Consider the following 25,894-nt stretch of genomic DNA (forward strand, 5'->3'; position numbering starts at 1 on the left):
TGGCCTATCTGGTCCACAGTGTGACACCCTACCGCCCACACTGTGGACAGGCCAGAGCCGATAAGCTTGGAGGGTGGTTGATCGCAAAGACATCGGTTCATGGCTCAGCGGGCCGGACACATCCGGCATCTCCAGATACCCGGGGGAGCGGCTCGGGCTGCCCGAGTCCGGGCCAAGATCGATCGCCCGCGCCGGCCGGCGCATCCTGGCGATCTGCATTGACTGGGGCATCGCACTGCTGATCAGCAATTTCGCCTTTGGCGGCGACTCCTGGGCCACGCTTGCCGTGTTTGCCATCGAACAGATCCTGCTCATCGGCACCCTCGGCTACAGCATCGGCCACCGGATCGTGGGGATCCACGTGGTCCGGCCGGGCGGCGGCCCGGCGGGTCCACTCGCGGCCCTGGTGCGCACGCTGCTGCTGTGCCTCGTTATTCCTGCCGTCATCTTCGACCCGGACCAGCGCGGCCTTCACGACAAAGCCATGAATACGGTGCTCGTCCGGATGTAGTCGCTGCCCGTGTCTGACGGCGGTACCAGGCAGCCAGGCGCGGCGGGCCCTCGTCCGTTTGCCACGCATGGCCGCTAACCGCCCCGCATTGCGGCCATGTGCGTCAGATGGGCACAGCGATGGTGCCGGCGCGGCGGGCCCTCGTCCGTTTGCCACGCATGGCCGCTAACCGCCCCGTGGCGCGACGGGCCCTCCTCCGTTTGCCACGAATGGCCGCTAACCTCCCCGCATAGCGGCCATGTGCGTCAGATGGGCACAGCGATGCTGCCGGGGCGCACAGGAACCCGAGGTCCTGGGCGGAGCTAGACGCCCGCCGTCTCCTGGGCCGGCGTCGGCGCAGCCTCTCCGGACCGTGCCGCCAGGTATCCGCGGCGGCCGGCCCAGCGCTCAAACCAAACCGTCGCGAACGGGAAGACGGCGGAGAGCCCTGCAAGCAAGGCCACCCGGAACGGCCAGCGCAGCATCGCCCACAGGCTCAGCGCCGCAATCGCGTAGCCGATGAAGAACGCCCCGTGGATCGGACCGGCAATCTCCACGCCGAGTTCCGTCGTCCGGGTGACCCATTTGAGCACCATGCCGAGCAGCAGCGCGGCCCAGCTGAACGCTTCGGCGATCGCCAGCCCCCGGAAGATGCGGATCATCGTGGCGGTCGAGGGAAGTTTCATGCGTGTCTCCTGAGTTCTTGCGTCCGGTGTCGCGGTGTCGCGGTGTCCGGTATCCCGTGTCCGATGCGTGGCGCCGGGTGGACCGACGTCGCGCCGTAAAAGAGCGGTACAAGAAACGCCCCGGCTGGCGGCCTGACGTGGCCGTGAACCGGGGCGAGTCTGTACTGCGCGTCTGTACTGCGGGCGCGGTACTGCCGCCCGTCTAGCGTCCGCGGGTCGGACGGGCCTTGTAGGGATCGATGCCCTTCGGGATGGGCAGGCGGCCGCCAAGTGAGGAAATGCGCTTGGACACGGCGCTGACCTCGGTCTTGGTCAGTTCACCCTTGAGCTTGTTCATCTTCTTGGCGATCTGGCTGAGCGGCACCTGGCCCTCGCCGCGGCCGCTTTCGATCACATGGATGGTGACGTTGGGGAGGATGCGTGCAAGGCGTTTGCGTTCGGCGTCGACCAGCGGCTTGACCCGGTTGCTGGGGCCTTCGCTGACAAGCACGACGCCGGGGCGGCCGATGGCGCGGAAGACGGCGTCCTGCGTGCGGGGGTTCACGGCGACGGGCTGGTCCTCGGTGATCCAGCCGCGCTTGAGCGTGCCCAGCGCGGCGCCTGAGGCGCCCGGCTGGTTCTCGATCTGCGCGAACGCGGCGCGCTCGGCGCGGCGGGACAGGATCAGCGTGGCCGCGAGGGCACCGAGGGCGATGCCGATGATCAGGCCGGTGATCCAGTTGTTGAGCAGGAAACCGACCAGGAGGCTGAGCGCAACAACACCCAGGAACGCCAGCAACATGAGCCACGGAACCATGGGATCGTGGCGGCGGGTCATCTGGAAGACCTCGCCGATCTGCTTCAGCCGGCTCGGCTTCTTGGCCTTTGCTTCCTTGGGCTTACGGGAGAAAAGACCGCGCTTCGGAGCTTCGGAAGCCGGGCTGGAGTTGCTGGGATCAGGGGAATTCGCCATAGTTCCTTAATTCTACGTGATGGACGGCCAAGGGCCGGCACCGGAGTCATCCGGTGCCGGCCCTTAATCGGAAGGGTGTCAGAGCAGGGTTCAGGAATGTGCCGCGAGCAGCGAGCTGGCTTCCTGGCGGGTGCTTCCGGAGCTTTCGATGTGGGCGAGTTCGGCCGGGATTTCCCAGCCCTTCTTGCGCATCGCGGTGGCCCAGAGCCGGCCGGCGCGGTAGGAGGAACGCACCAGGGGTCCGGACATGACGCCGAGGAAGCCGATCTCGTCGGCTTCATTTTGCAGGTCCACGAATTCCTGCGGCTTGACCCAGCGGTCCACCGGCAGGTGCCGCTCGGAGGGGCGGAGGTACTGGGTGATGGTGATGAGGTCGCAGCCGGCCTCGTGCAGGTCCCGCAGCGCCTCGGAGATTTCCTCGCGGGTCTCGCCCATGCCGAGGATCAGGTTGGACTTGGTCACCATGCCGAGCTTGCGGCCCTGGGTGATGACGTCCAGGGAGCGGTCGTAGCGGAACGCCGGGCGGATCCGCTTGAAGATCCGGGGCACGGTTTCGACGTTGTGGGCGAAGACCTCGGGCTTGGAGTCGCAGATCGCCTCGATGTGCTCGGGCTTGCCGGAGAAATCGGGGATCAGCAGTTCGACGCCGGTGCCCGGGTTCAGTTCGTGGATCTTGCGGACCGTCTCGGCGTACAGCCAGACGCCCTCGTCGGCGAGGTCGTCGCGGGCCACGCCGGTGACGGTGGCGTAGCGCAGCTGCATGGCCTGGACCGAGCGGGCCACCTTGGTGGGCTCGAACATGTCCACGGGGGAGGGCTTGCCGGTGTCGATCTGGCAGAAGTCGCAGCGCCGGGTGCATTCGGAGCCGCCGATCAGGAAGGTGGCTTCCTTGTCTTCCCAGCATTCGAAGATATTGGGGCAGCCGGCCTCCTCACACACCGTGTGGAGGCCCTCCTTCTTGACGAGGTTCTTGAGCTGGACGAACTCGGGGCCCATCTGGACCTTGGCCTTGATCCATTCCGGCTTCCGTTCCACCGGTGTGGCCGCGTTTCGCTGCTCAATGCGCAGCATCTTCCGGCCTTCTGGTGCCAGTGTCACAGTAGAGCTCCTTCTGGGGTTGCAACTAGGGCTTGTTCATTGTTGCGCAGTTCTTCGGTGATCCGCGACACGAGGTCCGCCGGGGTGACGTCCCTGCCAAGTTCCTGGGTGATCGTGGTGACTCCGGCGTCACTGATCCCGCAGGCGATGATCTGGCCGTAGGGGGCGAGATCGTTGTTGCAGTTGATCGCGAAACCGTGCATGGTGACGCCCTCGTGGACGCGGATGCCGATGGCCGCGATCTTGCGGTCCGGACCCTTTTCGTCCTCTTCGATCCAGACGCCCGCGCGGCCCTTGATCCGGACGGCGGCGATGCCGTAGTCCGCCAGCACGGCGATGATGACCGCTTCCAGCCGCTCCACGTAGTCGCGGATGCCGGCCTTGTTCCGGAGTTTGATGATGGGGTAGCCAATGAGCTGGCCGGGGCCGTGCCAGGTCAGCTTGCCGCCGCGGTCCACGGCCACAACAGGAGTTCCGTCAAAGGGCCGTTCGTGGTCTTCGGTGCGCTTGCCGGCGGTATAAACCGCGGCGTGTTCGAGCAGCAGTACAGTGCTGGGCGCGGTGCCCGCGAGGACCTTTTCATGCAATTCGCGCTGGATGTCCCATCCGCGCGTGTAATCGATGAAGTCCGGGGCGAGACCCAGCTGTTTGAACTCAAGAGTCATGGCATCAAGCTTAGACCCCGCCGCACCCACTGCCCGTTTGTGTGCTTAAGCTCTCATGCCTGTGGATAACTTCTGCACGATTCCGCGCTATCGACTATTCCTTAGGCATGGAAGATTTTCCGTCGGCCGCCGGTGCGGCCCCCGAGGTTCCCGGTTACGACGTCGGACGCCTGCTGGGGCGCGGCGGCAGCGCCACGGTCTGGCTCGCCACCGAAAAGTCCACGGGCCGGGAATTCGCCCTGAAATGCTTCGATGCAAGCCGCACCACACCAGAGGAATCCGAGGCGGAGGACGTCATGCGGCGCGAAGTCCGGATCCTCTCCGCCCTGGAACACCGCCACCTGGTCCGCGCGCACGCCGTGGTGCGCCTGCCGGCTCACGAGTCCGGCGGCGGCAGCCTCGGGCTTGTGCTGGACTACGCGCCCGGCGGCTCACTGGCGACGCTCGTGGGCAGCCGGGGACGCCTGGGCCCGGGAGAAACGGTGACGGTCCTGACACCCATCGCGCAGGCCTTGGCATACCTTCACAGCCAAGGCTTCACCCATGGTGACGTGGCCCCCGGCAATGTGCTCTTTACCGCCGAGGGAAAACCGTTGCTGGCCGATCTCGGCGTCGGGCGCATGGTGGCCGACGCCGCTCCAGTCTCAGAGGCCGGCACGGCAGGATTCCGGGATCCCGCCCCCGTGGACGCTGTGCGGGCCGGGCTCCAGCCCGAGCGCGACATCTACTCCCTGGCAGCCCTGGGCTGGTATTGCCTCACCGGGCGGTCTCCGGAGCCGGGGGCGCAACGTCCACCGCTGAGCCTGCTCGCGCCGGAGGTGCCGGCAACGTTGGTGGCGGCCCTCGAGGCGGGCCTGGGTGGGGAGCGGCGGCAGCGTCCCGCGGCGGCCGAGTTTGCCGCAATGGTTTACCGCAGCGCCCGGGCGGAGCCCGTCGACTTGTCGGTCTCCGTGCATCCCACGGTCATCCCCCAACTGCTCACACGCAAGGCCGTGCAGCCCGGTCCGGGCAGGCGGCCAGGCACTGTCCGGGCCGGACTCCACCGCGGGCTCCGCCGGACCCCCGCGCGCAGGACCCCCGCGCGGCGGGCCCTGCTGCCCGGTCTCGCGGCTGCAGTCCTGCTCGCCGGTACCTGGCTGCTGGCCGGCGGCGGGCTGGCCTCCGACGCCGTCGCCGGGCTGTTTCCAGGGTTCGTGCCGGGCCACGATGTGCCGGGGCAGGCAGGAAGTCCCGTGGGTCACGAGAGACCGGCGGCCCCGTCGGAGGGTCCGGCCGGCGAACCGCTGCCCTCCGCCGCCGACGGCGGGGCCACCGCCATCCTTCCCGATCTTGAGGCACTCCTGGCCTCAGCCGACCCGGTGGAGGCAGTCCGCGGCCTGGCCCGGCTCCGTTCGCTGGCACTGAGCTCCGGCGACTTCAGCCTGCTCGATGCCGTCAACGCCCCGGAGTCGGCGGCCGCCGCCTCCGATAGCCGGATCAGGACCCAGCTCAGCGCCTCCGGCCATGTCCTGGCCGGATTCTCGACCTCCCTGACCCGGATCGAGACCACCGCGGACAACAGCGCCGCCCGGGCCGTGGTGGCCGTCACCACTGAGCCGTCCGCGTACCGGGAGGTTGACGGGAACGGCGCCACAGTGGCTGAAGTACCCGCAGGCTCCGCGCAGCAGCTTCGCCTTGTCCTGGTGCCCGTCGACGGGCGGTGGCGGATCCAGGACGTTCTGCCCCCGGGGCGCGGAGCCGGCTAGGGTGCCGCCCGGTGGTCATCCTGGCCCCGGTCACCGACCTGCCCTGGAAAAGCAACCACGCTAGCCGCGCCCTGCCACCCAGGCAGCGGCCCCGGCGAGGGACGGGTGCTGCCAGGCGAAGCTGTTCTCCGCCAGGACAGCCGGCTCCAGCCGCTGGCTCGCGAGCAGCAGTTCCTCGGCGAGATCACCCATCACCAGCCGCAGCACCGGGGCGGGAACCCGCAGCGCCGCCGGCCGGTGCAGCGCCGTTGCCAGCTGCGCGATCAGGGAATTCACGTCTGCGGCTTCGGGGGCGCAGACGTTGACCGGTCCGGACACGGGCGCGGAGAGAAGGAAGGAAAAGGCGGCGGCCACATCGGGCAAAGTGATCCACGGCCAGAACTGCCGGCCGTTGCCCAGCGGACCGCCGACGCCGAGGCGCAGCAGCGGCAACAACCGGCCCAGTGCGCCGCCGGAACGGCTCAGGACGACGCCGGTGCGGGGCGTGACCACCCGGACCCCGGCGGGTGCCTCATGCGCCGCGGCCTCCCAGTCGACGCAGATCCGGGAGAGGGTGCCGGTCCCGGCCGGCGCGTTCTCGCGCAGCACCGCCGCACCGGCGTTGCCGTAGTAACCGGAGGCCGACTGGCTCAGGAACACCGCGGGCGGCGAGTCGGTCCGCGCCATGGCGGCGGCCAAGGTCCGGGTTGCCCCCAGCCGGGAGGCGCTGAGTTCCTTGACCCGTGCCCTGGTCCAGGGCCGGTCGCCGATTCCTGCGCCGGAGAGGTTGACCACCGCGTCCGCGCCCTTCAGCGCGGTGTCGTCGATCCGGCCGGCGGCCGGGTCCCACTGGAACTCGGCGGGGGACGCGGGGGCACGCCTGACCAGAGCGACGACGTCGTGCCCTTCGCTGCGCAGTGCGCCCGAAAGGGCCGTTCCGATCAGCCCGGAGGCCCCGGCAATGAGGATTCGCATGATCCATCTCACCATGCCCGGCACGGCCGCGAAACCTCCCGGGCCGCACGGGCCGTTGTCGCTATGATCGAACGATGACCCCCTCGAGTTACTTCCGTTTCCCGCATCTGCACGGCGATCTGGTCACTTTTGTGGCCGAGGACGACGTCTGGATTGCACCCGTGGGCGGGGGCCGCGCCTGGCGCGTGTCCTCCCTGCAATTGCCGGCCCGCAACCCCCGCTTCACCCCCGACGGCAAGCGCCTTGTCTGGACCGTCGTGCAGGGGACTGCCCCGGAGGTCGTCACGGCCAACGTCGACGGCGGCGGCTACAGCCAGCTGAGCTACTTCGGCCACCCTTCCACCCGGGTCAAGGGCTTCACGCCCGACGGCGACGTTCTGGTCACCAGCGCATTCCGCCAGTCAGACAGCCGTCACACCCACGCCTACAGCCTCCCCGTGACCGGCGGCTGGGCGCAGGAACTCCCGTTCGGCCCCGTCGAGTCCGTGGCCTATGGCCCCGTCGTCGGCGACGAACGCCCCGTGGTGCTCGCCAGCGTCCTGTCGCGTGAGCCCGCCTGGTGGAAGCGCTACCGCGGCGGCGCCGCCGGCAAGCTGTGGATCGACGCCGACGGAAACGGTGAATTCGTCCGGCTCGCCGCCGCGCTGGACGGAAACCTCACGGACCCGCTGTGGGTCAAGGGTCGGATCGCGTTCCTGTCCGACCACGAGGGCTACGGAAACCTCTATTCCGTGCTGCCTAACGGCAGCGACCTGCGGCGCCACACGGACCACGAGGACTTCTACGTCCGCCACGCCGCCACCGACGGCGAACGCGTCATCTTCGAATCGGCCGGCGAGCTCTGGCTGCTTCCCAGCCTCGACGCCGAGGCCGTCAAGCTCGACATTGTGCTCGGCTCCGCCTCGCAGGCGCGCCGCCCCGCCCCGCTGAAGCCCTCGAAGCACCTTGGCGACGTCGTACCGGACCGCACGGGCGCGTCCAGTGCCGTCGAATCCCACGGAACCGTCCACTGGCTGCGGCACAAGGACGGCCCTTCCCGCGTCCTCGAAGCCACACCGGGCGTGCGAGCACGGCTGCCGCGGCCCTTCGGCGAGGGCCGGATCGCCTATGTCGCCGACCACGACGGCGTCGAGGCCCTGTACCTGAAAGCCATTGCGGCTCCCCTGGCCGGCGCGGTTGCGGCAACATCGAAGGCTCCGCAGGCCGCCGCGCAGGCCCCTGTCGAGCCCGCTGCCCAGTCCAACGCCACCTCCGAAGACGCCGGCATACAGTTGCCGAAGCCGGTGTCCGCCGCCGCGCTGACTGGCGCAGGATCAACCCCCGCCGCTGCCGGCGGTTCAGTGTCCAGCCCGGTCACGGCGGGCCCGGCCGCGGCTGCTGCAGACGCATCCGGCTCCATCTCCGGCTCCCGGCCCGACCGGGCCGGTGCGGGCACCGCCGTGGAGGCAGCGCCTGCCTCCGATCAGCTGACGCGGATCGACTTCCCCAAGCCCAGCCGGGCCAGCGCCATCGAAGCCAGCCCGGACGGGCGCTGGCTGGCTGTCGGCACCGCCTTCGGTGATATTTACCTTGCCGACACACGCACGGGCACCATATCCCAGCTGAGCAGCATCGGCGAGGGCAGCATTGAGGGATTCACGTGGTCCCCGGACTCCGCGTGGCTCGGCTGGTCCGAGCCGGTCACGTCCTTCGGATCCCGCAGCCGGCTCCGGATCACCCGAATCGACGGCGGCACCGGCGCGGCGATCATTGATGTCACCGACGGCCGGTTCCGCGACGAGTCACCGTCGTTCACCCCGGACGGCAAATACCTCGCCTTCCTCTCCAACCGCAGTTTCGATCCGGTCTACGACGGCCACTCCTTCGATCTGTCCTTCCCGAGCCCGATCAAGCCGTACCTCGTCGCCCTCGCCGCCGACACACCGTCGCCGTTCGGTCCGAGCATCGACCTCCAGCTCTCCGCTGACGACGCCGCCGCTGCTGCGGCAGGCGCCGTCGGACCGGCAGGTGCTGCGCCCGGGACGCAGCCGGCAGCCAAACCCGTGCCGTCCGTGCGGGTCGACGCCGAGGGCCTGGCCCACCGCGTCATCGGGGTCCCGGTGCCGCAAGGCAACTACGCCGGACTCACCGCCGTCGCCGGCGCCCTGCTCTGGCTGGACAGCGAGCTCGCCGGCACCACCGGTGAGGGCCGGGCCAGCCTCGAGGACAAGGGCGCGGCGCCGAGCCTGGTCCGCTACGACCTGGCCAAGCGCCGCACCGCCACGATCGTTGAGGCCCTGGACAGCTACCGGCTCTCCGGTGACGGCGAAAAGATTGTGTTCATCCAGGACAAGCAGATCCGCGTGGCGCCGGCCGCCGCCAAGGCCGACGAGGACTCCGGCCAGCTGGTCAAGGTGGATCTTGGCCGCATCCGGGTGCAGCTGGACCCGCTCAGTGTGTGGGGCCAGGCCTTTGACGAGGCATGGCGGCTCCAGCGCGACTTCTTCTGGACCGAGGACATGGCCGGCCAGGACTGGGAGTCCGTCCATGCCCGCTATCGTCCGGTGGTCGAGCGCCTCGGCTCCCATGACGACCTTGTGGACCTGCTGTGGGAGCTGCACGGCGAGCTCGGCACCTCCCACGCCTACGTCCGCCCCATGGCCGCTGTCGAGAACGGCAGCAGCCCGCAGGGCCGCCTCGGCGCGGATCTGGAGTTCACCGGCGAGGGCTGGGAAATCACCCGCATCCTCGCGGGGGAGTCCTCGGACCCGCTGGCCACCTCGCCGCTGACCCGGCCCGGCGCCGACGCCAAACCGGGCGACGTCCTGCTGGCCATCGACGGCGTCGAACTCACGCAAACGCGGACCCCGGCAGTGCAGCTCGTCGGAGCGGCCGGCCGCGCCGTGGAACTCACCCTGCGCAACGGCGCCGGCCACGGTGCGGCCGCGGGCGCCCAGCGCCGCGTGGCCGTGGTCCCGGTCAAGGACGAGGAGCGCCTGCGCTACCAGGAATGGGTCTCCGGCAACCGGCGGACCGTCCGGGAAGCCTCGAACGGGACATTCGGCTACCTGCACATCCCGGACATGATGGCCAACGGCTGGGCCCAGCTGCACCGCGACCTCGATACCGAAACGGCCCTGGACGGACTGATCGTCGATGTCCGGCGGAACCGCGGCGGGCACACGTCCCAGCTGGTGGCTGAGCTCATCGGGCGAAAGGTCACCGGCTGGAGCATGCCGCGTGGGGAAAAGCCGCGGACGTACCCGCACCACGCTCCCCGCGGACCGGTCATCATCCTCACTGATGAGTTCGCCGGCTCCGATGGCGACATCATCACCCAGGTCTCCAAGCTGCGGGGGATCGGGCCCGTCATTGGCACCCGCACTTGGGGCGGCGTCGTCGGGATCGACAACCGCTTCGCGCTGGCCGACGGCACCGGCGTCACCCAGCCGCGCTACGCCACCTGGTTCGCCGGTGGCGTTGGCTGGGGCGTGGAAAACTTCGGTGTCACCCCGGATATCGAGGTGACCTTCCCGCCGCACGCCTACGCCGCCGGAACCGACCCGCAGCTGGAGTACGGAATCGGGGCGCTGAAGGAAATGATCCAGGAACTGCCCACGGACCGTCCGCCGCTGCGCGAGGGATACCGCCGGGTCCGGCCCGCACCGCTGCCTGCGCGCCAGCAGGCCGGCCAGGCCTAGGCGCTACCGCCCGCGAGACCCGCACAGACGGTCCGCGCAGGACAGATGACAAAGGCCCCCGCCACCCTGGAAATTCCAGGGCGGCGGGGGCCTCGCGTCGTACTGCGGCCGGAGCTAGGAGGCCAGGGTGGCGTCCAGGGTGATCTCGATGCCGGTCAGGGCAGCGGAGACGGGGCAGCCGGTCTTGGCCTCCTCGGCGAGCCGCTGGAAGTCGTCGGCGGAAATGCCGGGGACCCGCGCGGCCAGGGTGAGGTGGCTGCCGGTGATCCCGGTGCCCGGCTGGAACGTCACGTCGGCCTTGGTGTTGATCTCCTCGGCCGTGTGGCCGGCCTGGGCCAGGGCGTTGCTGAACGCCATCGAGAAACAGGCGGAGTGTGCCGCCGCAATGAGCTCCTCGGGGCTGGTCTTGCCTTCGGCGGCCTCGGCGCGCGCCTTCCAGGTGACGTCGAAGTTGCCCAGCCCGGAGCTGTCCAGGGTGGTGTTGCCGGCGCCTGTCATCAGGTCGCCATTCCATACAGTGTGTGCGGTGCGTGTTGTTGCCATGTCCACTCCTCGACGTCGTTGTGAATCAGGGATCCGGCGGGTGCCGGAGCCTGCCTTGGTCAATCCTAGGGATTCTGTGCGGCCGCCGCACAGGGGTTCCGCTGTCAGAGGATTGTGACCTGAGCAGAAAGTTCGCTGTACGGTGTTGTCCGTGCAGCGGTTGTCCGTACAGTGTGGTCATGGAATTTACCGAAGATGCGCAGGCGCCAGGGGCGCCCACTGCGCGCATCGCCACGATCATGGTCAACGCCGTCGACGCCGGGCGCCTGGCGCAGTTCTGGGCTGAGCTGTTGGGCACGGCGGTCTCCTCGCGCTTCGAACAGTTCGTCTGGCTGGAGCCCGCCGGCCCCGGAGCCCCGCAGTTGGCCTTCCAACAGGTCCAGGAACCCACGGACGGCAGGCGGCGCCTGCACCTGGACATCCATGGGCCGGACCCTGCGGCGTTGCGTGCCCGCGCCGAGTCCCTTGGTGCCGGGTTCGTGGAGGGCAATGACATTGGCGACTTCCACTGGGATGTCATGCAGGATCCCGAGGGCAACGAATTCTGCATCGCTGGCTAGTGACAGGCCGGCCTAACGGCGGCGGCCTTTACGGCGGGGGCTTAACGACGGCGGCGCCGCACCCCGGCGGGGGAGCGGCGCCGTCATGGCCGGTGCAGTCAGCCTGTTACTGCCACAGGGTCGCGATCGCAACGTTGAGCAGTGCCAGGCCGCCAACGCTGTTGGCGAGGCCCTTGCTGATCGGCTCGCCCTTCTTGTACTTGCGGCGGCCAATGAAGGCCAGCACGCCGACGATCAGGGCGATGACGAGCTTGACGCCGAGCTTGGCGTAGTTGGCGTTCATGTCCAGGGCCGGGATCAGTCCCATCATGATGATGCCCGTGATCAGCTGCAGCATCGCGCCGTCGAACTGGCGCGGGTGGACGGTGGGCTTCTTCATCTGGCCGATCCAGATGCCGACAATCATGGCGGCGCCGATGATGTGCAGGAAGACCATGACGTTATAGACGATGTTCATGGCATCAGTGTAGCCAGAGTCTTCTACGCACCGTAGTAGGACCCGCCGCGGGCCCCGGGAAGGAACAGCAAAAACGGCGGCGGCGGCACGGGCACCCGGTGGTTTCCCACCGGAGCCCGCACCGCCGCCGCCGTCGTGTTCTTTTAGACCTTAGAGGCCGAGGTCGGCTTCGAAGGCGCCTTCTTCAAGGCGTGCCTTCAGCGTTTGCAGGAAGCGTCCCGCGTCGGCGCCGTCGACCAGACGGTGGTCGTACGTCAGGGAGAGGTACATCATCGAACGGATGGCCAGCGAGTCATCGCCGTTCTCGTCGGCGACCACTACGGCCCGCTTGACGATCGCGCCGGTGCCGAGGATGGCAACCTGCGGCTGGTTGATGATCGGGGTGTCGAACAGGGCGCCCACCGAACCGATGTTGGTGATGCTGAAGGTGCCGCCGGAGAGTTCGTCCGGGCCGATCTTGCCGTTGCGGGTGCGGTCGGCGACGTCGGCGATCTTGCCGGCCAGGCCGGCCAGGTTCAGGTTGCCGGCGTCCGAGATGACCGGAACCAGCAGGCCCTTGTCAGTGTCCACCGCAATCGCCAGGTGCTCGGCGTTGTGGTAGGTGATCTCCTGCTTGTCCTCGTCGTAGGAGGCGTTGACCTTCGGGTGCTGCTTCAGGGCCTCGGCGACAGCCTTGGCGATGAAGGGCAGGAAGGTCAGCTTGGAGCCGTTCTGGGCCTGGAAGGAGTTCTTGGCCTTGGCGCGCAGCTTGGCCACCTTGGTCATGTCGACCTCGTGGACCTGGGTCAGCTGCGTGGAGATGTCCAGTGACTCGCGCATGCGGCGGGCGATGACCTGGCGGATGCGCGGGGCCTTCTGCACGGTGCCGCGCAGCGAGGATGCTGCGCCTGCGGCCGGCGCAGATGCGGCGGGGGCCGCTGCTGTCGCCGCCGGTGCGGAAGCGGCCGGTGCCGCCTTTGCCTCAGCAGCTGCCAGCACATCCTGCTTGCGGATTCGGCCGCCGACACCGGTGCCGGTCAGGGCCGCGATGTCGACACCCTGCTGGTTGGCCAGCTTGCGGACCAGTGGAGTGACGTAGCCGGACTCTGCCGGTGCGGCAGCTGCTGCCGGAGCCGGAGCAGCGGGAGCAGCGGCCGGCGCGGCGGGTGCCGCAGCCGGAGCAGCGGGGGCTTCCTGCTTGGGTGCTTCCGGAGCCGGGGCGGCGGGAGCTTCCTGCTTGGGGGCTTCCGGTGCCGGTGCGGGTGCAGCGGCGGGCGCCGGTGCGGCAGGTGCCGCGGCGCCGGAGCCGATGACGGCCAGGACGGAGCCGACCTCGGCCGTCTCGTCCTCGTTGACGCGGATTTCCAGGAGGGTTCCGGCAACCGGGGACGGGATTTCGGTGTCAACCTTGTCGGTGGAAACCTCGAGCAGCGGCTCGTCGACCTCTACGGTGTCGCCGACGCTCTTCAGCCAGCGGGTCACAGTGCCTTCGGTGACGCTTTCGCCCAGGGCCGGCAGCGTGACGTCGTGTCCTTCACCCGCCGGAGCAGAAACGGGAGCGGCAGCCGGCGCCTCGGCAGCGGGGGCGGCGGGAGCTTCGGCGGCCGGTGCCTCCGCGGGGGCCTCTTGGGCGGCCGGGGCTTCTTCGGCGGGCGCGGTGGCCGGAGCCTCCGCGGCGGCCGGGGCGGCATCGCCGGAGCCGATGCGGACCAGCGGGGCGCCAACTTCAGCGGTCTCGTCCTCGGCGACGAGGATTTCCTCGATCACGCCGGCGATCGGAGAGGGGATCTCGGTGTCTACTTTGTCGGTGGAGACTTCGAGCAGCGGCTCGTCCACCTCTACCCGGTCACCGACCTGCTTGAGCCAGCGGGTGACGGTTCCTTCGGTGACGCTCTCACCGAGGGCGGGCAAGTTAACGGATTCAGACATGTCGTCCCCGTTCTCCTTATTGATCTTTAGTGCGGATGATTGCTGCCTTGGTTGAGCTTAGTGCACCCGGCATTTTCGGCCGGGTGCACCAAGCACAGAGTTCTTGCGGTGGTGCGGTCGGAGCTGCTAGCCGTGGAGGGGCTTGCCCGCCAGCGCCAGATGCGCCTCGCCCAGGGATTCGTTCTGGGTGGGGTGGGCGTGGACCAGCTGGGCCACGTCCTCCGGGTAGGCTTCCCAGTTCACGATCAGCTGGGCTTCACCGATCTGCTCGCCCATGCGGGCGCCGATCATGTGGACGCCGACCACGGGGCCGTCTTTCTGGCGGACCAGCTTGACCAGGCCGGACGTGCCCAGGATGGAGCTCTTGCCGTTGCCGGCCAGGTTGTATTCCTGGGTCTGGATCTGGTCCTCGCCGAACTTCTCCTTGGCGGCCTTCTCGCTGTAGCCGACAGTGGCGATCTCGGGCTCGGAGTAGGTGACCTTGGGGATGTTGACGTCTTCGACGATGACCGGCTTCAGGCCGGCGATCTCTTCGGCGACGAAGATACCCTGCTGGTAGCCGCGGTGGGCCAGTTGCACGCCGGGGACGATGTCGCCGACGGCGAAGATGTTGCCGACGCCGGTGTGCAGGCGCTCGTTGGTGATGACGAAGCCGCGGTCGATCGTGATCCCGGCCTCTTCGTAGCCGAGGTTCGCCGTGACAGGGCCGCGGCCGACGGCGACGAGCAGGAGGTCGGCTTCGAAGGTCTTGCCGTCCACGAGGGTGACCTTCACGCCGTCGTCGTTCTGCTCGACACCCTGGAAGAAGACTCCGGTGGAGAACTTGATGCCGCGCTTCTTGAAGGCGCGCTCGAATGCCTTGACGATCGTGGCGTCCTCGTTCGGAACCAGCGACGGGAGGCCTTCGACGATCGTGACGTCGACGCCAAAGGACTTCCAGACCGAAGCGAACTCGACGCCGATCACGCCGCCGCCCAGGATGATCGCGCTCTTGGGGATGTAGTCCATGGTGAGGGCTTCGTCGGAGGTGATGACCTTGCCGCCGATTTCCAGGCCCGGCAGCGTGCGGGAGTAGGAGCCGGTCGCGAGGACAATGTTCTTGCCCTTGTACGCGGTGCCGTTCACGACGACGGTGTCGGTGCCCTGAAGCTTGCCTTCACCCTCAATGACGGTGATGCCCTTCTTGCCCTTGATCAGACCCTGCAGGCCTTTGAACTTGCCGGCAATGATGCCGTCCTTGTAAGCGTTGACAGCGGTGATGTCGATGCTGTCAAGGGTCACGTTGACGCCGTACTTGGCCGAGTCGCGGGCGTGGTCGGCCAGCTCTGCCGAGTGCAGCAGGGCCTTGGTGGGGATACAGCCGTTGTGGAGGCACGTGCCGCCGAGCTTGCCCTTTTCGATGAGGCCGACGGTGAGGCCAAGCTGGACAGCACGGAGGGCGGTGGCGTAGCCGCCGCTGCCGCCGCCGAGTACCAGGATGTCGAATTCTTGCGCAGTTGCCTGATCGGCCACTAAAACGCTCCCTCGCGTGAACGATGACACGAGAGTACGCATCATCTGGTCTTGGAACCTGCCTGCCGTGATTGGGCCGGGCGGTTCCCTTTCATTGGTGACTACTTCATTTGGTTCTGCTTCTGGGAAACAAGGTTTACCTTAGCGAACCACTAATACATGCTCCACCTTGCCATGGCGTTTGTGGAGCGCTTGTGTCCAGTGTCACGCGGCTTTGTGGCCGGGAAGGCATCGCCGCCCCGGCCACAAAGCTGCCGTGCGCGCTAGACGGCGTTGGCGAGGATGTCCTCGACGTAGGCCACCAGGGTGCGGACGGTGCAGCCCGTGCCCTGTTTGTGGTTGTAGCCGTAGGGGCTGCCGTTGTTGAACGACGGCCCGGCGATGTCGATGTGCGCCCACGGGATCTGTTCCCCGTCCTTGCCCTTGCCGACGAATTCGCGCAGGAATACGGCTGCCGTCATCATGCCGCCGTGGCGTTCGCCGATGTTGGCGATGTCGGCGACCTGTGAGTCGAGGCTGGCCCGGAGTTCTTCCGGCAGCGGCATGGGCCAGACGAGCTCGCCGGCACGGTCCGCGGCGGTCTTGATGGCGCCGGTGAGGGAGTCGGAACCCATCACGCCGGCGGTGCGGTCGCCCAGGGCAATGAGCTGGGCGCCGGTGAGGGTTGCGACGTCGATGATGGCGTCCGGGAATTCCTGGCTGGCGGCGACGATGCCATCGGCCATGACCAGCCGCCCCTCGGCGTCGGTGTTGAGGACCTCGACGGTCTTGCCGCCGAAGATGGTCAGCACGTCGGCGGGACGCTGCGCGGCGCCGGAAGGCATGTTCTCTGCGATGCACAGCCAGGCGGTCGCCTTGACCGGCAGGCCCAGTTCGGCGATCGCCAGGACGGTGTTCAGCACGACGGCGGCGCCTGCCATGTCGGATTTCATGTCGCCCATGCCGAGGTGCGGCTTGAGCGAGATGCCGCCGGTGTCGAAGGTGATGCCCTTGCCCACGAGCGCGATCTTGGCGGTGGCCTTGGCGGGGGCGTATTCGACCTTTACGAGGCGCGGCTGGCGGGTGGAGCCCTTGCCGACGCCGAGGATGCCGCCGAAGCCGTCCTTCTCCAGGCGCTTCTCGTCCCAGACGGTCACCTTGACGGGCAGGCCCTTGGCCAGTTCCTTGGCGGCGTCGGCAAACGTTTCGGGGTACAGGTGGCTCGGCGGCTGGTTGACCAGCGAGCGGGTGGCGTTGACGGCCTTGCCGATCAGGGCAGCGCGCTCCAGCACGGGTGCCAGGGCCTTGTCCGCGGCGAAGTCGGTGCGGATGACGACGTTCTTCACCGGGTCCTTGAGCCCGTCCTTGGAGGACCGGAACTCCGTGTAGGAGTAGGCGCCCATCGCGGCGCCCTCGGCGACCGCCGCGACCTCGGCCAGGGTGGTCGTCGGCAGGGCCAGGGTAACGGTGGTGACGCCGGCCAGTTGGCGGACGGCCGAACCGGCGGCGCGGCGCAGGGCCTCCTCGGTGAGCGGCTGCTTCGCGGACAGCTTGCCGACGCCGGCGAGCAGCAGGATGGTGGCTCCCGCCTCGGGCAGGCCGGGCAGCCGGTGAGCCTGGTCCGCCGCGCCCGTGATGCCAAGAACGCTCAGTGACTCCGCCAGGGCCTCCGCGGCCTTGGCCGTCAGCGGATTCTCGAGCAGGACCGGACCGTCCGGACCCTGTCCGACGCCGATGACGAGGGCATCGCTGGGGGACTTCTTCAAATCCCCTGCGACTGCACTAAGTTTGACTTCACTATTCTTGACCACGAGGACAGTCCTCAATTCTCTGTGATGGTTCTCGGTGATATTCGGCAGGAACTGCATGTTTGGCGCCCTGCCACGGATCCCGGGGCGCCGTCGGTGTGGGACGCAACCCGGTGTCTGCAAAACAAGCCCTTGGGGCCACCACCGATCGTAGTCTCTCGACCGTGCGGACATTCAATCGAATGAGAGCTGGAGCACACCCCGGGCAGGAATTAGCCCGGGGGCCGGGGCGTTGTAGTGGTAAAGGCGTTGCCGTGCGGTGAGTGCTCCATGGCACTGGCCGGCAGGATCTGCCTGACTGGCGGTTCTGCCTGGCACCGGCCTCGGATGACCCGAACCGCGCCCCGCTTGTCCCACCGCCGCCATCGTGAAAGGAACACGCCGTGATTGAACGGATTTCCGGCTCTTTGCTGGATCCACAGTCGCTTTATGTCCGTGATGACGCGCTGTTCTCCAGCACCGAACTGCGCGGACTCAACCTCGTCATGGGGTTCACCGGCTTCGCCGACGCCGGTCACGTGGTCCGGCAAATCACCGCTGAACTGCTGGACACGCTCGATGCCGAGATGATCGCCGAGTTCGACGCCGACCAGCTGATCGACTACCGGTCCCGGCGCCCCCAGATCAGCTTCGTCGAGGACCACCTGCAGGATTACCAGGCGCCGAGCCTGGCTCTCTACCGGTTGGTCGACGGACTGGGCAGCCCGTTCCTGCTCCTCGCGGGGTTCGAGCCGGACCTGCAATGGGAGCGTTTCGCGCGCGCCGTCGTCGGCCTCGTCGAAGAGCTCGACGTCAACCTCGTCACCTGGATCCACTCGATCCCGATGCCCGTTCCCCACACCCGGCCGGTCGGTGTGACCGTGCACGGCAACCGTCCGGAGCTGATCGAGGGAATCTCTGTCTGGAAGCCCACAGTGGAGGTGCCGGCCGCGGTGGGCCACATCCTGGAGTTGCGGCTGACGGAGGCCGGCCGGAACATCGCCGGCTATGTGATCCACGTGCCGCATTACCTGGCCGAAGCCGAGTACCCCACGGCCGCCGTAGCCGGACTCGAGTACCTGGGCGCGGCAACCTCGCTCATGTTGCCGACCGACCGTCTGCGCGAGGCGGGACGCGAGGTGGGCCGGCAGATTGCCGAGCAGATCGAGGCATCCGAAGAGGTCCAGCAGGTGGTCTCGCGGCTGGAGACCCGATATGACGAAAAGGCCGAGGGGACGGTCAGGAGGTCGCTGCTGGCGGACGAAAACGACCAGCTCCCCAACGCCGACGCCCTTGGTGCCGCCGTCGAGGCGTACCTGGCCCGTAAAGAACCCGGCGAATAAATACTATTTATCATGAACCGGGCATAATGGGGGAGTGACCTCTCCCCGCGCCTGGCTGATCTGGATCGTCGGGATCTTCGCCTATCTCGTGGCGGTCAGCCAGCGGACCTCTTTCGGGGTGGTCGGGCTGGAGGCAACGGAACGCTTCCACGCCAGTGCCGCGGAGATCTCCTTCTTCACCGTGCTGCAGCTGCTGGTCTACGCGGCGCTGCAGATTCCCGTGGGCATTCTGGTGGACCGGTTCGGCTCCCGCGCCATGCTCGCCGGCGGCGGTGTCCTGATGGGACTCGGCCAGCTTCAGCTGGCATTTGCCGACAACATTCCCGGCGGAGTCCTGGGACGCGTCCTGGTGGGCGCCGGTGACGCCATGACGTTTATCTCCGTAATCCGGCTCATCCCGCTCTGGTTCGCCCCGGGGCGCGTCCCGCTTCTGACGCAGCTGACCGGCATGTCCGGTCAGCTCGGCCAGCTCTTCAGCGTGGTGCCGTTCGCCATGATCCTGCACTCCGCGGGGTGGACTCCTGCCTTCCTGACCCTCGCCGCGATGTCCGGCCTCGCCGTCGTGCTGGTCCTGATCCTGCTCCAGGACCTTCCGCCCGGGCACTCCGCGCCTGCACAGTCCCAGGGGCTGCGTGCCACCGGCATTTCGCTGGGACACGCCTGGCGGCAACCCGGGACCCGTCTCGGGCTGTGGAGCCACTTCACCGTCCAGTTCAGCGGCACGGTCTTTGCCATGACGTGGGGCTACCCTTTCCTGATTTCGGCCGAGGGGCTGGACCGCGGCACGGTCTCGGCCCTCATGGCGCTGTACGTCGCCGCCGCCATCGCCGCCGGACCCTTGATGGGCAGGTTCGTTGCCCGGCATCCGCTGCGGCGCTCCACCATGGTGCTGCTCATTTCCGGATGCACTGCCGCCGCCTGGGCAGCGGTCCTGCTGGTGCCGGGACGCGCGCCGCTCTGGCTCCTGGCCGCGCTCGTGGTGACCCTCGCCGTCGGCGGCCCCGGCTCCATGATCGGCTTCGACTTCGCCCGGACCTTCAACCCGGCCCACCGGCTCGGCACCGCCACCGGGATCGTCAACGTGGGCGGCTTCATCGCCGCGCTGGTGTCCATCTACCTGATCGGGCTGGTGCTCGACGTCCTGCATGCCACCGGGTTCTCGCAGGGGGAGCTCTATGGCCTGGATCCGTTCCGCGTGGCACTGAGCGTGCAGTTCCTGCTGCTGGCCGGGGGAGCAGCTGCCATCATCGTGACCCGGCGGAAGGTCCGGCGCCAGATGGCGGCCCAGGGAGTCATGGTTCCGCCCCTGCTCAAGTCCCTCGCCGAGCAGCGCAGGCTGGTCGCGGAGCGCCGCCGCACGCCCTGAGCCGTTCGTTTGGCAGATTCGGGTGGTTCTGCGGGGAGCCCTTCGGCGTTCGGGTGTCATGCGCCTATTCACGATGGGTTATCCACATAGCGCAATCCGGTACTGCCGCCGGGAACCCGGCCGCCGCGAAGCTGGGCTTATGACAGCTCCCGATCACCTGAAAATAACCGGCCCCGAAGACATCCTGGGCTTCATCCCGCACTCCCTCGGTTACTGGCCGGAACACAGCCTCGTGGCCATGACCTTGCAAGGCAAACGCCTTGGAGCCACCTTGCGCGTCGACCTCCCCGTGCCCGGAGGCGGCTCAGGCCGGAGGGACATGCTGGCCGGCTTCGCGCGAAACGTCGTGACCTATCTGCAGGCGGACGACGCGGCTGACGGTTCGCTGCTGGCCTTCTTCACTGATGCCGATGCCGATGCTGACGCTGGCACGGACGCTGACAGCGCCGGAGACGGCAATCCGTGGGCGGCCCTGCTCAAGGAACTCGAGCTTGCCCTCGAGGCAGCCGGATTGCCCGTGAGGGACGCCTGGATTATCGGTACTAAGTTCTGGCGCAACGCGCACTGCAGCGACCCGGAATGCTGTGGGATGCCCGGCCGGCCGGTCGAGCAGATCAGGAACAGCAGGCTCAACGCCGAGATGGTCTACCGCGGCAGCAGCGTCGGCGCCGTCCCCGGCGCTCAAGGGACCACCCCGGCGGCGCTGCCCGTCGACCCCGCGGTGAGCCTTGCCGAGTGCGGCTGGGCGGAGCAATTCGCCCCGCGACGGCGGGACCGGGCCCAATTCGACCAGGTCCTCGATGTCTGGACGATGGCCCTGCAGGCCGCCATTGGCCCGGAGCAGGTTGCTGTCCCCACCCCGGGTGACGCGGCCCAGGGTGCCGTCCCCGACGCCGGGACCACCGGTTCCGGGGCGCCCGATCCCAGGACCGCGGGCCGGTCCCTGCAGCTGTCGCCGGAACTCGCCGGCTATCTGCGGGCCAGCCTGTGCATTCCGTCATGGCGGGACGCGGTGCTGGTGATGACCGCAGCCGGACGGTCCGCGGCCGAACGCGGCGCTGAGGACTTCGGCATGTTCGACCCGGACCTCGGGTCCGCCGTCTTGCCTGGAAACATGGCCGCCTCACGGCCCGGACCGACGCCCAGCCCCCTGCCGGGTCCAATGTCCGGCCGCACTTCCTCTTCCAGGTCCGTGCCGCGGACGCCGCTGCCGGACGCGTCCGCCCGCGGAGGCCCCGCCGCTGGCGCCGTGCCGGCTGCCGAGGCTGTTCCCGGTTACGGGGAAGTCCTGCTCGGACTGGCGCCGTCGGTCCCGGACTGGACCCTGATGGTCGGCCTCGAGCGGGTCCTTGAACGGCTCGGCGGTCTTGGTGACGGGGAGCCAACGGCAGCCGCCGTGACGGCACGGGGCTGGATCGAATGGTGCCGTGGCCGGGGCTCCTACGCCGACGCGCTCTACCGCCAGGCCTTGCAGGGCCACCCGGGGTACAGGCTCGCAGAATTGCTGGCAGAGCTTGGCCGGCGCGGCACCCTTTGCGGCTGGGCTGCCAGGCGGGAGGCGGCCTGGCAGAAGTTTGCCCCGGACGCGGCATGAGGTCCTGACGCGGCGGGCGAAGCCGCCGCGATATCGACGACCCGGCGTCGCGAAAGGCACCCGGCCTGAAAACCGTGAGACAATGGTTGCCGAGACCCGGTTGGGTCCGTGTATCAAGTGCCCTAAATGTCCCTTGGAAACGGGGAACATTAAGGCCGCCCCAGCAGTTCTACTAAGTGGCTCTGCTGGTCGTGGTTGCACCTGATGTTGAACACGGACTTGACAGGGTCATAGTGGTGTTGCCCGTATGGTGATTCCGCAGACCGCAGCTAGAAAGGTTTTCAGTGACCCCGTCTTCCGCGAAGAAGGAACCCGCCGACCAGGCCGAATTGTCCCCTGAGGAGAAGAAGGCGGCGACCAACGCCAAGCGCGCCGCCACGCGCGCAGCCAACAAGGCTGTCAAGGACGCCGCTTCCGCAGAGGGTGGCGACACCGTAACCGGAGTCGCCAAGCCTGAGCCCAAGAAGCGCGGGCCCAAGCCCGGCGCGAAAGCCGCGGCAGAAGCCGCCGGCAACTCTGCCAGTACGTCTGACGATGACGTCGACGCCGAAGAGGATCTCGACGACATCACGCCCGACGCCGCCGAGCTCGGCGACGAAGTAGAAGGCGAGGAAGTCGCCGGCAAGGCCGCGGCCACCACCGGCTCCGGCTTCGTCTACTCCGACGCCGACGACGACGACGCCCCGGTGCAGCAGGTTATGTCTGCCGGCGCCACCGCCGACCCCGTCAAGGACTACCTGAAGCAGATCGGCAAGGTCGCCCTGCTGAATGCCGAGCAGGAAGTCGACCTGGCCCTGCGGATCGAGGCCGGTCTCTTCGCTGAAGAAAAGATCGCCGCCGACGACGGCACCATGGATCCGAAACTCAAGCGCGAGCTCGAATTCGTCATCCACGACGGCAAGCGCGCCAAGAACCACCTGCTGGAGGCCAACCTCCGCCTCGTCGTCTCGCTGGCCAAGCGCTACACCGGCCGCGGCATGCTGTTCCTGGACCTGATCCAGGAAGGCAACCTGGGCCTGATCCGTGCGGTCGAGAAGTTCGACTACACCAAGGGCTTCAAGTTCTCCACGTACGCCACGTGGTGGATCCGCCAGGCGATCACCCGCGCCATGGCCGACCAGGCCCGCACCATCCGCATCCCGGTGCACATGGTGGAAGTCATCAACAAGCTGGCCCGCGTCCAGCGCCAGATGCTGCAGGACCTCGGCCGCGAACCCACCCCGGAGGAGCTGGCCCTCGAACTCGACATGACCCCGGAAAAGGTCGTGGAGGTCCAGAAGTACGGCCGCGAGCCCATCTCGCTGCACACCCCGCTCGGCGAGGACGGCGACTCCGAATTCGGCGACCTCATCGAGGACTCTGAAGCCGTGGTTCCCGCGGATGCCGTGAGCTTCACCCTGCTGCAGGAACAGCTGCACTCGGTGCTGGACACGCTCTCCGAGCGCGAAGCCGGCGTGGTCGCAATGCGCTTCGGCCTTACCGACGGCCAGCCGAAGACTTTAGACGAAATCGGCAAGGTCTACGGTGTGACACGCGAGCGCATCCGCCAGATCGAATCCAAGACCATGTCCAAGCTGCGGCACCCGTCGCGCTCACAGGTCCTGCGCGACTACCTGGACTAAGCGCCACTGGTCACAGGCCAAGCAAAAGTTCACAGCAACGCGGGGTCCCTTCCCGCCCGTCCTCACCGGAGGAACGGGCCGGAAGGGACCCCGCGTTGCTTTTGGCCGCCGCAGCCGGGTGCACGGCACTTAACCGAACCGGCACCTGACGAAACGGCACATAACGAATCAGGGCCCCTCCGGTATGGAGGGGCCCTGATGCAATGGTCCCAGGTCGCCCGGAACCCTGTGGGATGCCGGGCCGAAACCGGAGCGGTCTAGTCGACCGGAACCGGGGCCTTCTGGTGAAGGCGGTCAGTCTCATCATGCCAGTCTGAACTGAGCGGCTTGAGTGTCGGTTCTACGGCGCGTGCGTGGTGGCCGCAGAAAAGAAGCTCACCGCCGGAGGCACCGAGAACAACTCGGACATATGCCTGTGCTCCGCAACGATCGCACCGGTCTGCGGCGGTCAGTGTGCGGTCCGCAACTGCTGTTGTCATGTTCGGCCTCCTTAGTAGATCGGTATACCTATATAACCAGCATTCGGGGCCAAACCATGGCACGGATGGCCTACTTTCGCTGTCCGCGTATCACGTCTCAGTAACGGCGAGGGGCCGGAGAGTCCCCGCGGGGAGTGGCAAGCGGTGGATCACCCGGAGTCCGACTAACCTAGGAAGAGCGTCAAATTCTGTGACTGCCGCCTGCGCACGCTGCGGTGGCCGTCCCGATCCTGTAAGGAGTTCACGACCCGTGGCACCCAGTTCTGATTACACCGCCCGGCACCTCTCCGTGCTGGAGGGCCTCGAGGCCGTCCGTAAGCGCCCGGGCATGTACATCGGCTCCACGGACTCCCGCGGACTCATGCACTGCCTCTGGGAAATCATCGACAACTCCGTCGACGAGGCCCTCGCCGGTTTCGGCCACGACATCAAAATCATCCTCCACGCGGACAACTCGGTCGAGATCCACGACGACGGCCGCGGCATCCCCGTGGACGTCGAACCGAAAACCGGGCTGACCGGCGTCGAAGTCGTGTTCACGAAACTGCACGCCGGCGGAAAGTTTGGCGGCGGTTCCTACACCGCCTCCGGCGGCCTGCACGGCGTTGGCGCCTCGGTGGTCAACGCGCTCTCGGCCCGCCTCGACGTCGAAGTCGACCGCGGCGGCAAGACGTACAAGATGTCCTTCCGCCGCGGGGAGCCGGGCCGGTTCAAGGATCCGGGCACCAAGCCGGACCCCGCGACCCTCTTCGAACCCTTCATCGACGGCTCTGTGCTCGACGTCGTGGGGAAAGCCAAGCGCGGCGTGACCGGCACCCGGATCCGCTACTGGGCGGACCGGCAAATCTTCACGCCCGACGCCAAATTTTCCTACGATGACCTCGCCGCGCGTGCCCGCCAGACCTCTTTCCTGGTCCCCGGACTGAAGCTCACGGTCCGGGATGAACGCAGGATTGCCGGCACCCCCGGCGAATCCGGCCCGCATGAGGAGGTCTTCCACCACGACGGCGGCATCTCCGAATTTGTCGACTTCCTCGCCGCCGACCCCGCCGTCACGGATATCTGGCGCCTCCACGGTGCCGGGAAATTCAAGGAAACCGTCCCCGTCCTCGACGAAAAGGGCCACAGCCAGCTCGCGGAGGTCGAGCGCGACTGTGAGGTCGACGTCGCGCTGCGCTGGGGGATCGGCTACGACAGCACGGTCCGCACCTTCGTCAACATCATTTCCACGCCCAAGGGCGGCACCCACCAGTCCGGTTTCGAACAGGCCCTGCTCAAGACCTTCCGCAAGGCCGTGGAGACCAATGCCCGCAAGCTCAAGGCCGGCAACGACAAGATCGAAAAAGATGACATCTTCGCCGGCCTGACCGCGGTCCTGACCGTCCGGCTGGCCGAACCGCAGTTCGAGGGCCAGACCAAGGAAATCCTGGGCACCTCGGCCGTCCGGGCCATCGTGGCCAAGGTGGTGGAACAGGAGATCACCGCGAAGCTGACCTCCGCGAACCGCAACGACAAGGCCCAGTCCGCGCTGCTGCTGGAAAAGATCGTCAGCGAGATGAAGTCCCGCATCTCGGCGCGGGTCCACAAGGAAACCCAGCGCCGCAAGAATGCGCTGGAGACCTCCTCCATGCCCACCAAGCTCGCCGACTGCCGCACCGACGACGTCGGACGCTCCGAACTGTTCATCGTCGAAGGTGACTCCGCGCTCGGCACCGCCAAACTGGCGAGGTCCTCCGACTTCCAGGCGCTGCTGCCGATCCGCGGCAAAATCCTCAACGTCCAGAAGGCCTCGGTGGGGGACATGCTCTCCAACGCCGAGTGCGCGGCGCTGATCCAGGTGGTGGGGGCCGGTTCCGGCCGGACGTTCGACATCAGCGCCGCCCGGTACGGCAAAGTGATCCTGATGACCGACGCCGACGTCGACGGCGCCCACATCCGAACCCTGCTCCTGACGCTCTTCTTCCGCTACATGCGCCCGATGATCGACGAGGGCCGCGTCTTCGCCGCCGTCCCGCCGCTGCACCGTGTTGAGGTTGTCAACGCCGGCCAGAAGGCCAACGAGATGATCTACACCTACTCCGAGGCTGAGCTCCACGTCCTGCTGGCGCGGCTCGCCAAGGAGGGCAAGCGCTACAAGGAGCCGATCCAGCGGTACAAGGGCCTGGGCGAAATGGATGCCGAGCAGCTGGCCGAAACCACCATGGACCCGCGCCACCGGACGCTCCGCAAGGTCGGGATCGAGAACGCCAAGCAGGCCGAAGAGACTTTCGACCTGCTGATGGGCTCGGACGTGGCGCCCCGCAAGGACTTCATCATTGCAGGCGCCGCCAACCTGGACCGGGAGCGCATCGATGCCTGACGCCCCGCCGGCGGGACGTGTCCGGCCGGACGCCCCGCCGACGGATATCCCTGCCCTCGCGGCGGCTTCGCCGGCGTCCGGTTCTCCCAACCTTTGCCCAAGGTGCTTCCGATAG

At 67.8% G+C, this 25,894-nt stretch carries 20 protein-coding genes; 9 read left to right on the forward strand and 11 right to left on the reverse strand.

Translation table 11 applies throughout. The annotated features are described in order from the left end of the window. The first annotated feature begins 73 nt into the window (after positions 1-73). Positions 74-511: an RDD family protein gene (locus tag C566_RS0100555; protein ID WP_018772379.1), complete on the forward strand. Its 438-nt coding sequence runs from the start codon at positions 74-76 to the stop codon at positions 509-511. Between the two features lie 302 nt (positions 512-813). Here the strand turns inward: C566_RS0100555 and C566_RS0100560 are convergent, their stop codons facing one another. The 4 genes from C566_RS0100560 to lipB all read right to left on the reverse strand — a co-directional run bounded on the left by C566_RS0100560 (position 814) and on the right by lipB (position 3,891). Next, positions 814-1,176, reverse strand: coding sequence for a DUF3817 domain-containing protein (locus tag C566_RS0100560; RefSeq protein ID WP_018772380.1), 363 nt, complete (start codon positions 1,174-1,176; stop codon positions 814-816). A gap of 202 nt (positions 1,177-1,378) precedes the next feature. Then, positions 1,379-2,128, reverse strand: coding sequence for a DUF4191 domain-containing protein (locus tag C566_RS0100565; protein WP_018772381.1), 750 nt, complete (start codon positions 2,126-2,128; stop codon positions 1,379-1,381). 90 nt (positions 2,129-2,218) lie between these two features. Next, positions 2,219-3,226, reverse strand: coding sequence for a lipoyl synthase (gene lipA, locus C566_RS0100570; protein WP_018772382.1), 1,008 nt, complete (start codon positions 3,224-3,226; stop codon positions 2,219-2,221). After that, on the reverse strand, positions 3,223-3,891 hold the full coding sequence (gene lipB / locus C566_RS0100575; RefSeq protein ID WP_018772383.1) for a lipoyl(octanoyl) transferase LipB: 669 nt from the start codon (positions 3,889-3,891) through the stop codon (positions 3,223-3,225). The genes lipA and lipB overlap by 4 nt, the downstream gene beginning before the upstream one ends. Before the next feature lie 107 nt (positions 3,892-3,998). Here lipB and C566_RS0100580 point away from each other — a divergent pair, with 107 nt between their 5' ends. Beyond that, the gene (locus tag C566_RS0100580; RefSeq protein ID WP_018772384.1) at positions 3,999-5,636 is read left to right on the forward strand and encodes a serine/threonine protein kinase; all 1,638 of its coding nucleotides are present in this window, start codon (positions 3,999-4,001) and stop codon (positions 5,634-5,636) included. 60 nt (positions 5,637-5,696) lie between these two features. Here C566_RS0100580 and C566_RS0100585 read toward each other — a convergent pair whose 3' ends face one another. After that, a complete protein-coding gene (locus tag C566_RS0100585) occupies positions 5,697-6,590 on the reverse strand; it encodes a TIGR01777 family oxidoreductase (protein ID WP_018772385.1) in 894 nt (297 codons plus the stop codon). Positions 6,591-6,664: 74 nt separating this feature from the next. On the opposite strand from C566_RS0100585, the gene C566_RS0100590 reads away from it, so the two are divergent. Then, positions 6,665-10,270: a S41 family peptidase gene (locus C566_RS0100590; RefSeq protein ID WP_018772386.1), complete on the forward strand. Its 3,606-nt coding sequence runs from the start codon at positions 6,665-6,667 to the stop codon at positions 10,268-10,270. Between the two features lie 114 nt (positions 10,271-10,384). Here the strand turns inward: C566_RS0100590 and C566_RS0100595 are convergent, their stop codons facing one another. Then, the gene (locus C566_RS0100595; protein ID WP_026266249.1) at positions 10,385-10,813 is read right to left on the reverse strand and encodes an OsmC family protein; all 429 of its coding nucleotides are present in this window, start codon (positions 10,811-10,813) and stop codon (positions 10,385-10,387) included. Between the two features lie 179 nt (positions 10,814-10,992). Here C566_RS0100595 and C566_RS0100600 point away from each other — a divergent pair, with 179 nt between their 5' ends. Then, positions 10,993-11,373, forward strand: coding sequence for a VOC family protein (locus tag C566_RS0100600; RefSeq protein ID WP_018772388.1), 381 nt, complete (start codon positions 10,993-10,995; stop codon positions 11,371-11,373). 106 nt (positions 11,374-11,479) lie between these two features. Here the strand turns inward: C566_RS0100600 and C566_RS0100605 are convergent, their stop codons facing one another. The 4 genes from C566_RS0100605 to C566_RS0100620 all read right to left on the reverse strand — a co-directional run bounded on the left by C566_RS0100605 (position 11,480) and on the right by C566_RS0100620 (position 17,040). Then, entirely contained in the window at positions 11,480-11,830 is a 351-nt protein-coding gene (locus C566_RS0100605) for a hypothetical protein (protein ID WP_018772389.1), read from the reverse strand. A gap of 150 nt (positions 11,831-11,980) precedes the next feature. Beyond that, complete coding sequence (sucB, locus tag C566_RS0100610) at positions 11,981-13,738, reverse strand: 2-oxoglutarate dehydrogenase, E2 component, dihydrolipoamide succinyltransferase (protein WP_018772390.1); 1,758 nt, start codon at positions 13,736-13,738, stop codon at positions 11,981-11,983. A 126-nt stretch (positions 13,739-13,864) separates the two neighbouring features. Further along, positions 13,865-15,250, reverse strand: a complete 1,386-nt coding sequence (gene lpdA / locus C566_RS0100615; protein WP_018772391.1) for a dihydrolipoyl dehydrogenase — start codon at positions 15,248-15,250, stop codon at positions 13,865-13,867. A 263-nt stretch (positions 15,251-15,513) separates the two neighbouring features. Continuing rightward, the gene (locus C566_RS0100620) at positions 15,514-17,040 is read right to left on the reverse strand and encodes a leucyl aminopeptidase (RefSeq protein ID WP_026266250.1); all 1,527 of its coding nucleotides are present in this window, start codon (positions 17,038-17,040) and stop codon (positions 15,514-15,516) included. A 380-nt stretch (positions 17,041-17,420) separates the two neighbouring features. Between C566_RS0100620 and C566_RS0100625 the strand changes: the two genes are divergently transcribed. From C566_RS0100625 to C566_RS0100640, 4 genes are all read left to right on the forward strand, one after another. Continuing rightward, entirely contained in the window at positions 17,421-18,359 is a 939-nt protein-coding gene (locus tag C566_RS0100625; protein WP_018772393.1) for a proteasome assembly chaperone family protein, read from the forward strand. Between the two features lie 34 nt (positions 18,360-18,393). After that, entirely contained in the window at positions 18,394-19,725 is a 1,332-nt protein-coding gene (locus C566_RS0100630) for an MFS transporter (RefSeq protein WP_018772394.1), read from the forward strand. 139 nt (positions 19,726-19,864) lie between these two features. Continuing rightward, a complete protein-coding gene (locus C566_RS0100635; protein WP_018772395.1) occupies positions 19,865-21,319 on the forward strand; it encodes a DUF4192 family protein in 1,455 nt (484 codons plus the stop codon). Between the two features lie 284 nt (positions 21,320-21,603). Further along, entirely contained in the window at positions 21,604-22,941 is a 1,338-nt protein-coding gene (locus C566_RS0100640) for an RNA polymerase sigma factor (RefSeq protein ID WP_018772396.1), read from the forward strand. A gap of 257 nt (positions 22,942-23,198) precedes the next feature. Here C566_RS0100640 and C566_RS23025 read toward each other — a convergent pair whose 3' ends face one another. Continuing rightward, positions 23,199-23,420, reverse strand: a complete 222-nt coding sequence (locus C566_RS23025; RefSeq protein WP_026266251.1) for a DUF7455 domain-containing protein — start codon at positions 23,418-23,420, stop codon at positions 23,199-23,201. 250 nt (positions 23,421-23,670) lie between these two features. On the opposite strand from C566_RS23025, the gene C566_RS0100650 reads away from it, so the two are divergent. Continuing rightward, entirely contained in the window at positions 23,671-25,779 is a 2,109-nt protein-coding gene (locus tag C566_RS0100650; protein ID WP_018772397.1) for a DNA gyrase/topoisomerase IV subunit B, read from the forward strand. Positions 25,780-25,894: the final 115 nt, after the last annotated feature.

The organism is Arthrobacter sp. 131MFCol6.1 (assembly GCF_000374925.1).
Classification (GTDB): Bacteria; Actinomycetota; Actinomycetes; order Actinomycetales; family Micrococcaceae; genus Arthrobacter.